This window comes from Ruegeria sp. D3 (assembly GCF_056534465.1).
The window spans coordinates 162127-175187 of sequence record NZ_JBQFPK010000001.1 but is presented as its reverse complement, the minus strand read 5'-3'; the positions used below and the strand labels follow the sequence as shown (position 1 = coordinate 175187).

Below are 13061 nucleotides of genomic sequence, written 5' to 3'. Positions count from 1 at the left end.
TCGTTGACGCCTGTGCCGTGCCGGTTTAGCTGGCGGGCATGGCGAGAATTCCTTTGTTGCAGATGTCCGGCATTTCCCTGACCTTCGGGGGCGATCCGGTGTTTTCTGAGCTTGATCTGGTGGTTCAACCCGGCGACCGTGTGGCGTTGGTGGGGCGCAACGGGTCCGGCAAATCGACCCTTATGAAAGTGATGGCCGGTCTGGTCGAACCAGATCAGGGCGACATCGTTGTGCCTCCGGGCAAGTCGGTCGGTTATATGGAGCAAGACCCCGGCATGGAGGGCTTTGCCACGCTGGGCGACTATGCCTCCAGCGGGCTAGAGCCGGGCGAACTGTATAAAGTCGAGCGCGCAGGCGAGGGGTTAAAGTTTGATCCAGCGCGCCCGGTTGAAACCGCCTCGGGCGGGGAGCGCCGCCGCGCGGCGTTGGCCAAGTTGATGGCCGAAGCGCCCGACCTGATGCTGCTGGACGAACCGACCAACCATCTGGATATCGAGGCGATTGCCTGGCTTGAACGCGAATTGGGCGGGACCCGTGCGGCTTATGTGCTGATCTCGCACGACCGCGCCTTTTTGCGTGCTTTGACCCGTGCGACTCTGTGGATCGACCGAGGCGCGGTGCGGCGGCAGGAACAGGGGTTCGACGCGTTCGAGGCATGGCGCGACAAGATCTGGGAAGAAGAGGATCAACAGCGCCACAAGCTGAACCGCCTGATCAAGTCCGAGGCGAAATGGGCCGTCGAAGGCATCAGCGCCCGCCGCAAACGCAATCAGGGCCGGGTGCGTGCCTTGCAAGCGTTGCGGGCCGAAAAATCGGCGCAGATCAAACGTCAGGGCTCGGCCGCGATGACGCTTGAGGCGGGGCCGAAATCTGGGCGAAAAGTGATCGAAGCCAAAGGGTTGGCCAAGGCTTTTGATGCAAAACCCATCGTGCGGAACTTTGACCTTTTAGTGCAGCGCGGCGATCGCGTGGCTTTTGTCGGGCCCAATGGTGTGGGCAAGACCACGCTGTTGAAAATGCTGTTGGGGCAGGATTCCCCGGATGAGGGCTCGGTCACGCTGGGCACCAATCTTGAGGTAGCTGTCTTCGACCAGACCCGCGCCCAGCTGGACCCCGAGATGACCCTGTGGGACAGCCTGACCGGCGACCCCGAGATGCGGGTTTCGGGCAAGGCTGATCAGGTCATGGTGGGCGGACAGCCCAAACATGTGGTGGGTTACCTCAAGGAATTCCTGTTTGACGAACGGCAGGCACGGGCGGCGGTTAAGTCCCTTTCGGGGGGCGAGAAAGCGCGGCTTTTGCTGGCCAAGCTGATGGCCAAAACCTCCAATCTGCTGGTGCTGGACGAACCGACCAACGATCTGGACGTGGAAACGCTCGACTTGCTGCAAGAGCTGCTGGACGACTATGACGGCACCGTTTTGTTGGTCAGCCACGACCGTGATTTTCTGGACCGTGTCGCCACGACGACCATCGCGATGGAAGGTAACGGCCGCGCCACCGTTTATGCGGGTGGTTGGTCGGACTACATCGCACAGCGCGGCGATCTTCTGCCTAAGAAGGACGAGAAATCAAAACCTTCAAAGCCAAAAGTCAAGCAAGAGGCACAGCCGAAGGCGGGTCTGTCCTTCTCGGAAAAACATCGCCTTGAAAAACTGCCTGCCGAGATGGAACGGCTTGAGGCCGAGATCGGCAAGCTTGAGGAACTCATGTCCGACCCCGAACTGTTCACCCGCGAGCCGGTGAAATTCCAGAAAGCGACCGAGGCTTTGGTCGAGCGGCAGGAAAAACTCGCTGCTGCTGAAGAGGAATGGCTGATGCTGGAAGAAAAGGCCGAGGGCGCTTAGGCTGGCAGAGCGCGGGCTGGGTTTCCAACCACGGTCTGCCCGGCGGCGACATCCTTTGTGACCACGCTGCCCGCGCCGATGGTGGCATTGTCGCCGATGGTGATACCAGGCAACAGGATTGCTCCGCCTCCGATCCAGACATGTTTGCCGATTGTGACAGGCAAACCAACCTCCAGCCCCAGCGCGCGGTCTGACGGATCTTTGGCATGTTGGGCGCAATAAATCTGAACATGGGGCCCGAGCATCGTATCGTCGCCGATCCGGATCGGGGCCGTATCCAGAACGACGCAACCAGCGTTGAAATAAACTCTGTCACCCAGATGAATGTTCATCCCATAGGCACAGTGAAACGGTGCTTCTAGCAAACAGTCCGCGCCCACATGACCCAAGAGGGCGCGGAGTTCCGGCCCCATGTCGGTGCGCCGGTCCGGTGAGCTGGTGTTGTGCGCATGAACGGCGCGTCTGGCCTGATCGCGCAAGGCGTTCAGTTCCGGGTCCAGACAACAATACCACTGCCCGGCCTCCATTTTCTCGCGCTCGGTCATGGCGCAGGTTTACCGCATCCTGAGCGCACCGTCGATGCGGATGACTTCTCCGTTCAGATAGCCCATTTCCACGATGAACCCGGCCAGCCGCCCGTATTCGCGCGGATCGCCCAGACGAGTAGGGTTGGGCACATCGGCGGCAAGCTGTTGCTGTACCTCTTCAGGCAGCCCAGCCAGCATGGGGGTCATGAAGATGCCCGGCGCAATTGCCATCACACGAATACCCGAGGACGCCAGATCGCGCGCCATGGGCAGCGTCATACCTACGACCCCGCCTTTCGAAGCTGCGTAAGCAGCCTGGCCTTTTTGTCCATCAAAGGCAGCGATTGAGGCAGTATTGATGATCACTCCGCGCGCGCCATCGGGTTCGGGGTCATTCTTGGCCATCTCGACCGCCGCCAGGCGGGATACGTTGAATGTGCCGACTAAATTGATGTCTATGGTGCGTTGAAATGCGTCCAGAGGATGTGGGCCCTCTCGTCCAACTGTCTTGACGCCCACAGCGATCCCGGCGCAGTTCACGGCTGCGGTAATGCGTCCCATCCGCTCAACTGCGAAGGCCATTGCTTTGGAAACAGATGCTTCGTCGGTGACGTCCGTTGGTATGAAATGGCCACCGATCTCGGCTGCGACCTGCGGGCCACGGTCGGCATCGCGGTCCAGAATCGTTACCTGCGCGCCCTTATCCGCGAAATGGCGTGCTGTAGCTTCGCCCAGTCCCGAGGCGCCTCCGGTGATCACGGCGGCGGTGTTCGATAGCTGCATTGCAGGTTCCTCCGAGTGATATGAACAAGTGTTCATTAACTTGGCAACCCCCTCGGTGTCCAGTGATCGAGCATGGGTTTGTTATGTCTTGGGCGCAAAACCTAAAGGTATTCTCATATTCGGTTAATCCGCCTTTCACGCCCAATCGCCACTTCGTGACTGAAGAAATTCGCGAATTCGAGTGTTTTGCGATTGGAGGTGCTGTGATGCGAAAATTTTTGAAAGGTAGTGCTTGCGGGCTGCTTGTCGTCCCGTTGGCTGGAGTAATTTATGTAGGCGAGGCCGCTGCTGCGACAGAGACCTGTAACTGGAAAACGGCGCGCGACGCGACCAAACGAGGAGACTATGCGTCTCTGTGCGAATGCGCGCAAGTAACACCCAGCTTTCTGGAACGTCTGCAGCGACAGGCGGATTTCGATACCACGCTGCGGGTCACCAGCGAACAATGCCCAGGCCTAACCGGTTTGCTGACCGATCTTCCGACGGCTTCGATAGGTGCAACGGGTCTGAGCGGAGAAAGCCGCAGCAGCGACCAGTTCGCGGATGCCGGCCCCGGAGTAGGGGGGGCCGGCCCCGGTAACGGTGGCGGTGGCGATGGCCCCGGCAATGGCGGCGGCGGCGGTGATGGCCCCGGTAATGGCGGCGGCGGCGGTGATGGCCCCGGTAATGGCCCCGGTAATGGCGGTGGCGGCGATGGCCCCGGTAATGGCGGTGGCGGCGATGGCCCCGGTAATGGCGGTGGCGGCGATGGCCCCGGTAATGGCGGTGGCGGCGACGGTCCCGGTAACGGCGGCGGCGGCGATGGTCCCGGTAATGGCGGTGGCGGCGATGGTCCCGGTAATGGCGGCGGTGGCGATGGCCCCGGTAACGGCGGTGGCAACAATGGCGGCTCCGGTCCCGGCACCGGTAATGGCGGCGGCAATAACGGTCAGGGCGGCGGCTCAGGCAACGGTGGCGGCGGCAACGGAAATGGCGGAAACAACGGAGGCGGTAACGGCGCTGGCGGTCAGGGGAACGGAGGCAACAATGGTGGCCCCGGTAACGGTAATGGAAACAACGGTAACCCCGGCAACGGCGGCGGTAACACTGGCGGTTCCGGCCCCGGCACCGGTAATGGCGGCAGCAACAATGGTCAGGGCGGCGGCTCGGGCAATGGAGGTGGTGGCAATGGCGACGGTGGGAACAATGGCAACCGTGGGAACCGTTAACTTAACCCGCATATGAAATGACAACGGCCACCCTGCAAGGTGGCCGTTTTTTTCAGGAACAGGCGTATGGGTTTTAGCCCAGTTGCACCAAAGCGTGACGTTTCTTCCCGGCGCTCAACTTGATCGGCGAAGACAGTGCGTCTGCGTCGATCATCAACCCTGCGTCAGTCAAGGGGGCGTCGTCCAGCTTGGCTCCGTTCTCGGCGATCAGGCGCTTTGCTTCTTTTCCGGACTTGGCCAGTCCAGACTTCACGATCAGCTGAACAATCGAGGCAGGCAACTCATCTGCTCCGACAGTCAGGGTCGGAAGGTCATCGCCCACACCGCCTTTTTCGAAAACCTCACGCGCGGTTGCTTCGGCTGTAGCTGCGGCCTCGGCCCCGTGTAGCAGGGTCGTGACTTCGTTGGCGAGGCGGATTTTGGCTTCGTTGATCTCGGACCCTTGCAGCGCGGCCAGGCGGTCGCATTCATCGACGGGCAGTTCGGTGAATATCTTCAGGAAACGCCCTACGTCTGCGTCGGTGGTGTTGCGCCAGAACTGCCAGAACTCATAGGCTGACAGCATGTCGCCGTTCAGCCAAACCGCACCGCCCTGCGACTTGCCCATCTTGCGGCCGTCGCTGGTGGTCAGCAGCGGTGTGGTCAGGCCGTATATCTCGTGATCCAATACGCGGCGGGTCAGGTCGATACCGTTGACGATGTTGCCCCATTGGTCCGAACCGCCCATCTGCAGAACGCAGCTATAGCGGCGGTTCAGCTCAAGGAAGTCATAGGCCTGCAGGATCATGTAGTTGAATTCGAGAAAGCTCAGCGATTGTTCGCGGTCCAGCCGCGATTTTACGGACTCGAACGACAGCATCCGGTTGACCGAGAAGTGCCGCCCGATATCGCGCAGGAAATCGAGGTAGTTCAGGCTGTCCAGCCATTCCGCATTGTTCAGCATCAGCGCGCCGGTCTCGCTGTCATCATACGACAGGTACTTGGCGAAGACCTTCTGCATCCCTGCGATGTTGGCGTCGATCTGTTCGGGCCCCAGCAGGGGGCGTTCATCCGACCGGAACGAGGGGTCGCCCACCTTGGTCGTACCGCCGCCCATCAGAGTGATCGGCTTATGGCCGGTCTTTTGCAGCCAGCGCAGCACCATGATGTTCATCAGGTGCCCCACATGCAGCGACTGCGCGGTGGCGTCATAACCGATATAGGCTGTTTGCACCCCGCTGATCAGCGCCTCGTCAAGGCCCTGATAATCGGTGCAGTCGGCGAGAAAGCCGCGCTCGATCATCGTGGCGATGAAATCCGATTTGGGGTGGTAGGTCATATCCGTGCCCTTTGGGTTTATGTTGCGGGGCAGTGTATAGGCGGTGGGGGTGGCAAGGAAAAGGCACCTTTTGCACGAAAAGCACGGGCCACGCCCGATGTGGCTTGCACTGTCTTCGCGTTACCGTGCAGGTTGAGGCCAACGCGCCGGATCAACGGGCGTGAGGAACACGAGGGCAAACATGGGTCGGGCGATCAGCAAAACAGGCGCAGTCAGGGCATTGGGCGCCATGTCGGGCACGTCTCTGGACGGTGTTGATACGGCTGTGGTTGAAACCGATGGTGTGCGTATTCTGGGCTTTGGTCCCAGCGGATACCGGGCCTATTCAGATGCCGAGCGCGCCATTTTACGGGCCGCGCTGGGTCAGTGGCACGGACCAGACGTCGACGCCGCCGCCGAGCTGGTGACGGTTGCCCATGCCGAGGCCCTGTCCGAGTTTGACGAGATCGACCTGATCGGCTTTCACGGCCAGACCCTGGCGCATGAACCGCGCGGGCGGGGGACGTTGCAAGTGGGCGACGGCGACGGTCTGACTCAGGCACTGGGTGTTCCGGTCGTGTGGGACTTCCGCAGTGACGACGTGGCGATGGGGGGCGAGGGTGCTCCGCTGGCGCCGTTCTTCCATTTTGCCTGCGCCAAGTGGATTGGCGCGACCGAACCGCTGTGTTTCCTGAACTTGGGCGGAGTGGGGAACCTGACCTATGTTGACCCCAGCTTTGACGGCCCCGAGGCCCCCGGCGCGCTGCTGGCCTTTGACACCGGCCCGGCCAATGCGCCCGTGGATGACCTGATGCAGGCGCGGCTGGGCCTGCCGATGGACCGGGACGGCGCGCTGGCCCGCCAAGGGTCGGTTGAGGCAGGTGCGCTGGAGCTGTTCCTGTCCGAGCCGTTCTTTCGCAAGATGCCCCCCAAATCGCTGGACCGGAACGACTTTGCCGAGATGATCCGTCTGGTGAAGGAACTCTCGGACGCCGACGCCGTGGCAACCCTGACCGGCATGTGCGCCGCAGGCGTGATGCAGGGGATGGAGCATTGCCCCAAAACCCCTGCGCGCGTGCTGGTCACGGGTGGAGGCCGCCGCAACCCGGTGCTGATGGACATGCTGCGCGCGGGCCTCGATTGCGCAGTCGAGCCGGTCGAGGCCGTGGGTCTGGACGGGGACATGCTGGAAGCCCAAGCCTTCGCCTACCTCGCCGTCCGCGTGGCGCGGGGCCTGCCGACTTCTTGTCCGGGGACAACCGGGGTCAAGGCGCTTGTCGGTGGGGGTGTGGTGAGTAGTGTCGCCGCCGGCTGAGCTGGTTGTATTTTGAGGTACAACCTATAAGTTAGTTATCATGTTTTCGGATTTGTTTTTGAGTTTTCGGTTTTTGAGTGTGCCTGCATCGGCGTGTTTGATTGTTTTGGCGAGCGTGGGAATAACCAAGGGCGCGGACCAAAAAATTTCTTTTCGTCAGTATATCGGTGGGGTCGAAGCTACACCGTTGTTGTATGAAAACGAGTCCGGGTGCGAAGCGCCCCAAAGGCTTGTTTCGATAACTTTTCTAAAGGAATATGAAGCCCTTGGCACCAATTACGATCCATTTTTGCCACCAGAGTCGCGCCGTAAACCGGTCATTGTAAGAAGGTCGGGCAAGATTGAAGACGACAAAACTGTTACACGAAGCGCAATAACTGTTTCGAGTGCGCGGTTTTCGAACACGGATACAGCTAGAGAGGAGTTTCGGAAGGCCAGTAACCTTAACTTGAGTGGTAAGCTCTTTTTCTGCGAATATAGCGGATTTCTTGCTTTTGTGCGCGCAACAATTGATTTGTCGGGAGACCTTGGAGATTTCACCGCCCGATCAGATTGGGTGTTGGAGCCATCCACTGATCAACTTCGGATAGGGTATGGAAGTTCCAATCTGCTTTCCGAAGAAGGTGAAATAGAATCCACGGGCATATTTCCATTCGATTTTCACCACGGTAACAGTCCTGGAAGTTTGTACATCGAGTTTTTTGCAGCGGATGTTCCTTTCGACCAAAAGAGTGGCGGGGAAACGATGCCAGTGGATGTTCGGGCATTCGTGGATTTTGATATCGTGCTGGCGAGCGACAAAAATGAATAGCCGAGCATTTCTCTTGTGTGGCGTATTGTTCGTTGTACTAGGCCAAGTTGTTCACGCGCGCGAATGGAAGGTTGTCCCACCAGAAACACCCGATTCCAACGTTTCCATCCAGGTGGCAGAGCATGCTTGCCCCGAACATTTCGACCCGGTTTCATTGTCTGCGGAACTGAAGGGTTTTCGCAAAAATCCAATTGAAGACAAAAGACCAGGCAATTTTTTCCCCGCGAGGTCCAGTCGGGCGAGGTCAGAAGGCGCACCAGATCTCGATACGCGTGTCGCGGTGAGGGCGTGTCTGTATCGATCATATTTTCTTCCAATCCAAGCAAGCGTGACGTTTCTTGGCGATTGGGGCGAGGAACGGAAAGAAGCGCTTGAAATCCAACTGAGCGCTGAGAGCCAAGAAGATGGCCTTCGGCTGGAATACAACACATACTTGTTGAGCGGGAGCCGTGCTTTGGATGGTCTGAGGGATGTCGATAAAGAAGCGATTGAGGCCAATGTGGCTGGTTTTCTGGTCTTTCGCTCCGGGTATGATCCTGTGCACTTGACTGGGGAAAATCACGATGGCGATTTGGTTCATCTGAAATCCGCAAATTTCAGCTTTTTCGTACCCATTTTCGTGGAATAGACGTACTAGCGCCCAATCGACCGCCCATATTCCACCGCAAACGCGCTATACCCGTCCGATGTCGTTCTCAAATGCGCCTGTGTCCATTCGTGCAACGCGGGAAGCTGGTAAAAGGGGACATTCGGAAAAGCGTGGTGCTCGGCGTGGTAGGGCATGTTCCAGGCCACAAAGCGGATCAGTCGGTTGGTGAAGGTGGTGCGGGAATTCTCTAACATATTCGCAACCGGCGGGCAGAGCCCGTGTTCGGCCAGAAGGTACAGCCTTAGAAAGGGCTGGCCGACCAGAACGGGGAGCAGCCACAGCAACCACATCACGGGTGATATAAACAGGCTGACAAGCCCTATGGCGTAGAGGCCCAGCAGCACCCGCGCCTCCAGCCGCATGGCTTTGTGCTGACGCGCCGGTAGATAGGGCGCGTTGATCCGGCCACGGGCATTTTGCACCAGAACCTGCGCCATGCCGCGCCAATAGGGCCAGCCGCTGAGGTAAATCAGCAGGCTGGGCCAGTTATCGGGCCGAGGTTTGCCACCCAGTTCGGGATCATTCTCGGGGTGGTTGGTCCATTTGTGATGGGCCAGATGAAAATAGCGGAACCAGACAAAGGGCAGGGCAATCGGAATCGCCACCAGATGGCCCACGACCTCATTCACCCAAGGGGATTTGAACGGCGTCTTGTGCGTGCATTCATGGCTCAGGGTAAAGAGGAAGACCAACAGGATACCCTGAGGCAGGATCAGCAAAGGCCAGAAAGGCACCCGCGCGATGATGCCGATACTGGTGGCAGACAACGCCAGCACATAAAACGCCAGATGCCGCAGCCCGGCTGTGTTGGACCGCTCTTGTAGCTTGTCTTTAGCCTCGGCTGGAATGGACGCGATGAGGGCGCGGTGATCCATGGCTTAGCTCTTGGGTATATCGAAACCCGGCGCAGCCAGCTCGAACCCGTCGAACTCGAACCCCGGAGAAACCGTGCAGCTGACCAGCGTATAGGCGCCAGTACTGCGCGCAGCCTGCCAGTGGTTTTTGGGAACGATCAGTTGGGGCGCGCCTTGGGTTAGATCTGAGGATAGGAAATGTTCGGTCGCCGGGCCGTCATCCGAGGCGCTGAGCGACAATATCAGCGGATCGCCAGCGTGATACAGCCAGATCTCGGTCGCGTCGACACGGTGCCAGTGGCTGCATTCCCCCTCGGCCAGTAGGAAGTAGATACAGGTGCCGGTGGCACGGCCAGCGTTGTCGGCGCGCCATGTCTCGCGGAACCAGCCGCCTTCGGGGTGCTGTTGCAGGTTCAGGTGGTCGATAATCTCTTGTGCGGTCATGGGGCCCTCGGGGTGTTTGGGGCGATTATGCACGGGATCGCGCGATCCGCTATGGTATTCACGCAGAGGAGGAATATGTTTGCCGCATGACCCTTACGATCCCGTTTGACAACAGCTACGCCCGCCTTCCCAACAGCTTTTACGCTCGGCAGGCCCCGGTGCCAGTGAGAGCGCCGCAACTGATCGCCTTTAACAGCGATCTTGCGGCGATCCTTCGTGTGAGCCCTGGTGAGGTGCAGGATATGGCCGAAGCCTTTGCCGGGAATACGCTACCCGAGGGGGCAGAGCCGATCGCACAGCTTTACTCGGGGCATCAATTCGGCAACTACAATCCCCAGTTGGGAGACGGCCGCGCGGTGCTTTTGGGCGAGACTGTCGGAACAGACGGCGTGCGCCGTGATATTCAGCTGAAGGGATCGGGCCCCACGCCTTTCAGCCGTCAAGGGGACGGGCGCGCATGGCTGGGGCCTGTGCTGCGTGAATACGTGGTATCCGAGGCGATGCACGCGCTGGGCATTCCCACCACACGAGCTCTAGCGGCTGTCGAGACCGGAGAGATCGTGCTGCGCGAGGGTCCAATGCCCGGCGCTGTCCTGACCCGTGTAGCGCGCAGTCATTTGCGTGTGGGGACGTTTCAGGTTTTTGCTGCGCGGGGACAGTTAGACAGCCTGCGCCGCCTGACCGAATACGTGATTGAACGTCACTACCCACAAGCCGATGGACCGATGGGTCTGTTGCGCGCCGTCGTACAGGTGCAGTCCGAGTTGATTGCGGCATGGATGAGTGTTGGTTTCATCCATGGGGTGATGAATACCGATAACTGTTCGATTGCCGGAGAGACAATCGACTACGGCCCTTGTGCGTTCATGGACAGCTATCACCCCAATACGGTCTACAGCGCGATCGATCGGATGGGGCGCTATGCCTATTCGAACCAGCCCGACATCGCTGTCTGGAATCTGGCTCAACTGGCCACCGCTTTGATCCAGCAGATGGAGGACAAGGACGCGGCGGTTGAGGAAGCGACCGAGATCATTCACGCCATGCCCGACCTGTTGCAGCAGAACTGGTTAGCACGTTTCCGGGCCAAGATCGGCCTAGCGACCGAAGAGGATGGCGATCCGGAATTGATCTCGGACCTATTGGCACGGATGACGCAGGGGCAGGCGGATTTCACCAATACGTTTCGAGCGCTGGGTAGTGACGCGGCGCGGGATCAATTCGCAGATCCTCAGGCATTCGATGCATGGTCTGAAGGGTGGCATTCTCGCTTGGAAGGCGAGGACGACCCAACGGCAACCATGTCCGCTGCGAACCCGGCCTTTATTCCTCGTAATCACCGCGTGGAACAGATGATACAAGCGGCGGTGCAGGGCGACTATGCGCTGTTCCAGCGGTTGAATGACGTTCTTTCACGCCCCTATGAAAACCAGCCCGAGGCAGTTGACCTGACACATCCGCCGTCAGAGGCTGAGGTCGTTCACGCCACGTTCTGCGGCACCTGAGGGCGGCCCAGAATCTGGAATTGCAGACAAGCCTCTGACACTTCGATGGGCAAGGTCGGAGATATCAGCCCACTATCCGCCAGCATGACAGATTCGCGTTTGAGCTGGATTTCACGTCCCGATTCCGACTTCACATAGGTGCCCGACGTGCTGCGATCCGACAGGATCAGCTTGCCATCCTTCATGGTCAAAACCATGTGCAGGCGGGACACCCATGGTTGGCTCAGTACCACGTCGCAATCCGGTGAACGGCCTATCTTTAACTCGCCATTGTCCTGACACCGCCACGAGCGGTCCTCGTGGGACACAACAAGCGTCAGCCCCTCGGGTGCGTTGAAATGCGCCTCGGTTCGTCCATAAGACAAAGGCAGCCGCGTCTGGGTGAAAGTGCTCATGGTCGGGCTGATCAGAGAATGCGCGGCGAATTGCTCGGTCAGGCCCTTGAGGTTCAGCCGACCCAGTGGTTTGAGCATGCGGCGCAGGGAATCTGGCAACAACCCGGCGGCATCTTCACTGACGCAGGCCTCACCGGGATTTGCCGCCGTTGCAAGGCGGGCGGTGATATTTACGGCCTCGCCATACACCCCTTTTTCGGCCAAAACGATCTGTCCGGAGTGGACGCCCACATGAACGGACAGAGAGGTTTCAGGCGATCCCTCGATCAGCTCCAGCACTGCGTTTATTGCGGCATTGGCATCTAGAAAGTAGCTAAGGACATCGTCCCCCTTCTGCCCAACCTGCGTGCCGCCATGTTGGCGCAACACATGTCTCAACCGATCCAGTTCGAGTTGAATCAACCTTTGGGCTTCTGTGTCCCCGACAGCCTTGTAGAGCGGCGTGCTTCCCGAGATGTCGGCAATTACCAGAGTGGCGAAGGTGGTTTCCACGTGAGATCCTTGGGTTCGGTTTGCGGCACTCTAGCTGCGCAGAACAGTTTGCACACGCGATTTGCGCTTGTTTAACGCACTTTGTGGCGAAATTCTCCTTTGAAAGTTGTTCTGTGCCTAACTCTTGGAAATTTCATGTTGCGCTGGGCGCAGGGCGTGGCACTGTTGGGGCTGATAATCAGCCCCGAACGCTATGACCTCTTTACCCACACTGCGTATTGCCAGCTACAATATACAGAAATGTGTCGGTTTGGATTTCCGCCGACAGCCGCAGCGTATCATGCAGGTCATCGATAGCATGAAGGCGGATATCGTTGTTCTGCAAGAGGCAGACAAACGCCTGCCGCCGCGCCCGGCAGCCCTGCCGCACTTCATGTTGGACGAGGCCGGTTGGGAGATTGTCGATCTTGGAGGGGCGGGTAGTCTGGGCTGGCATGGTAACGCCGTGATCTGGAAAGGCGGTGCGATTGAGGTGCGTCAGACAGGCCATCACGATCTTCCGGGGCTGGAACCGCGAGGTGCGGTCAGAGTCGAATTTGACACCCCCATCGGCCCTTTGCGGGTCATGGGGATGCATCTGGGTCTATTGCCGGCATCGCGCCGACAGCAAATTACTCATATCCGCCGATGTGACGAAGACCTGCACGATATGCCTACGGTTTGGGCTGGTGATTTCAATGAATGGTCGCGCCAGCCAGTGCTGGACCATCTGGCGCCGGGCATGCGTTTCCTGCCTCCGGTCCCCAGCTTTCCCGCCGCACAGCCACTGGGTGCACTGGACCGGATCGCGCTGGGCGCAGGGCTTGAGGCGGTGGTGCATGGTGTCCACGATGCGCGGCCTGCGCATATTGCATCGGATCACTTGCCCATCTGGGCTGATCTGCGGCGCGTGGCCTAAGATACAATTCCCCGGTGGCGCAGAGTGCGCAGACGT

General features: G+C 59.3%; 13 protein-coding genes. 7 read left to right on the top strand and 6 right to left on the bottom strand.

Features of this window, described 5'->3' with window-relative positions:
• Positions 1-38 precede the first annotated feature (38 nt).
• Positions 39-1847, top strand: a complete 1809-nt coding sequence (locus ACR0DX_RS00850) for an ABC-F family ATP-binding cassette domain-containing protein (RefSeq protein ID WP_480844887.1) — start codon at positions 39-41, stop codon at positions 1845-1847.
• Here ACR0DX_RS00850 and ACR0DX_RS00845 read toward each other — a convergent pair.
• Both ACR0DX_RS00845 and ACR0DX_RS00840 read right to left on the bottom strand, forming a co-directional pair.
• Positions 1844-2392 (bottom strand): sugar O-acetyltransferase, encoded by a 549-nt coding sequence (locus tag ACR0DX_RS00845; protein ID WP_480844885.1) that lies wholly within the window; start codon positions 2390-2392, stop codon positions 1844-1846. The genes ACR0DX_RS00850 and ACR0DX_RS00845 overlap by 4 nt on opposite strands.
• A 9-nt stretch (positions 2393-2401) precedes the next feature.
• On the bottom strand, positions 2402-3157 hold the full coding sequence (locus ACR0DX_RS00840) for a 3-hydroxyacyl-CoA dehydrogenase (protein WP_170354437.1): 756 nt from the start codon (positions 3155-3157) through the stop codon (positions 2402-2404).
• Positions 3158-3363: 206 nt separating this feature from the next.
• Between ACR0DX_RS00840 and ACR0DX_RS00835 the strand changes: the two genes are divergently transcribed.
• Complete coding sequence (locus ACR0DX_RS00835) at positions 3364-4365, top strand: hypothetical protein (RefSeq protein ID WP_480844882.1); 1002 nt, start codon at positions 3364-3366, stop codon at positions 4363-4365.
• Positions 4366-4438: 73 nt separating this feature from the next.
• Here ACR0DX_RS00835 and tyrS read toward each other — a convergent pair whose 3' ends face one another.
• Positions 4439-5683, bottom strand: a complete 1245-nt coding sequence (gene tyrS, locus ACR0DX_RS00830) for a tyrosine--tRNA ligase (protein ID WP_170354420.1) — start codon at positions 5681-5683, stop codon at positions 4439-4441.
• 181 nt (positions 5684-5864) lie between these two features.
• On the opposite strand from tyrS, the gene ACR0DX_RS00825 reads away from it, so the two are divergent.
• Genes ACR0DX_RS00825 through ACR0DX_RS00815 form a run of 3 tightly spaced genes read left to right on the top strand, consistent with a single transcriptional unit; the run spans position 5865 to position 8416 of the window.
• Positions 5865-6977, top strand: coding sequence for an anhydro-N-acetylmuramic acid kinase (locus tag ACR0DX_RS00825; protein WP_170354419.1), 1113 nt, complete (start codon positions 5865-5867; stop codon positions 6975-6977).
• Positions 6978-7017: 40 nt separating this feature from the next.
• Positions 7018-7788 carry a hypothetical protein gene (locus ACR0DX_RS00820; protein ID WP_170724240.1) on the top strand — a complete coding sequence of 257 codons (771 nt, stop codon included), beginning with the start codon at positions 7018-7020 and terminating at the stop codon, positions 7786-7788.
• A complete protein-coding gene (locus ACR0DX_RS00815) occupies positions 7781-8416 on the top strand; it encodes a hypothetical protein (RefSeq protein WP_480844879.1) in 636 nt (211 codons plus the stop codon). The genes ACR0DX_RS00820 and ACR0DX_RS00815 overlap by 8 nt, the downstream gene beginning before the upstream one ends.
• Positions 8417-8421: 5 nt before the next feature.
• Here the strand turns inward: ACR0DX_RS00815 and ACR0DX_RS00810 are convergent, their stop codons facing one another.
• On the bottom strand, positions 8422-9312 hold the full coding sequence (locus tag ACR0DX_RS00810; RefSeq protein WP_170724242.1) for a fatty acid desaturase: 891 nt from the start codon (positions 9310-9312) through the stop codon (positions 8422-8424).
• A gap of 3 nt (positions 9313-9315) precedes the next feature.
• Complete coding sequence (locus ACR0DX_RS00805; protein WP_480844877.1) at positions 9316-9735, bottom strand: cupin domain-containing protein; 420 nt, start codon at positions 9733-9735, stop codon at positions 9316-9318.
• Between the two features lie 86 nt (positions 9736-9821).
• Here ACR0DX_RS00805 and ACR0DX_RS00800 point away from each other — a divergent pair, with 86 nt between their 5' ends.
• A complete protein-coding gene (locus ACR0DX_RS00800; RefSeq protein WP_170354414.1) occupies positions 9822-11240 on the top strand; it encodes a protein adenylyltransferase SelO in 1419 nt (472 codons plus the stop codon).
• Here ACR0DX_RS00800 and ACR0DX_RS00795 read toward each other — a convergent pair.
• Positions 11216-12127 carry an FHA domain-containing protein gene (locus tag ACR0DX_RS00795; RefSeq protein WP_170354413.1) on the bottom strand — a complete coding sequence of 304 codons (912 nt, stop codon included), beginning with the start codon at positions 12125-12127 and terminating at the stop codon, positions 11216-11218. The two genes, ACR0DX_RS00800 and ACR0DX_RS00795, sit on opposite strands and share 25 nt — an antisense overlap.
• A 193-nt stretch (positions 12128-12320) precedes the next feature.
• On the opposite strand from ACR0DX_RS00795, the gene ACR0DX_RS00790 reads away from it, so the two are divergent.
• Entirely contained in the window at positions 12321-13025 is a 705-nt protein-coding gene (locus ACR0DX_RS00790; RefSeq protein WP_170354412.1) for an endonuclease/exonuclease/phosphatase family protein, read from the top strand.
• Positions 13026-13061: the final 36 nt, after the last annotated feature.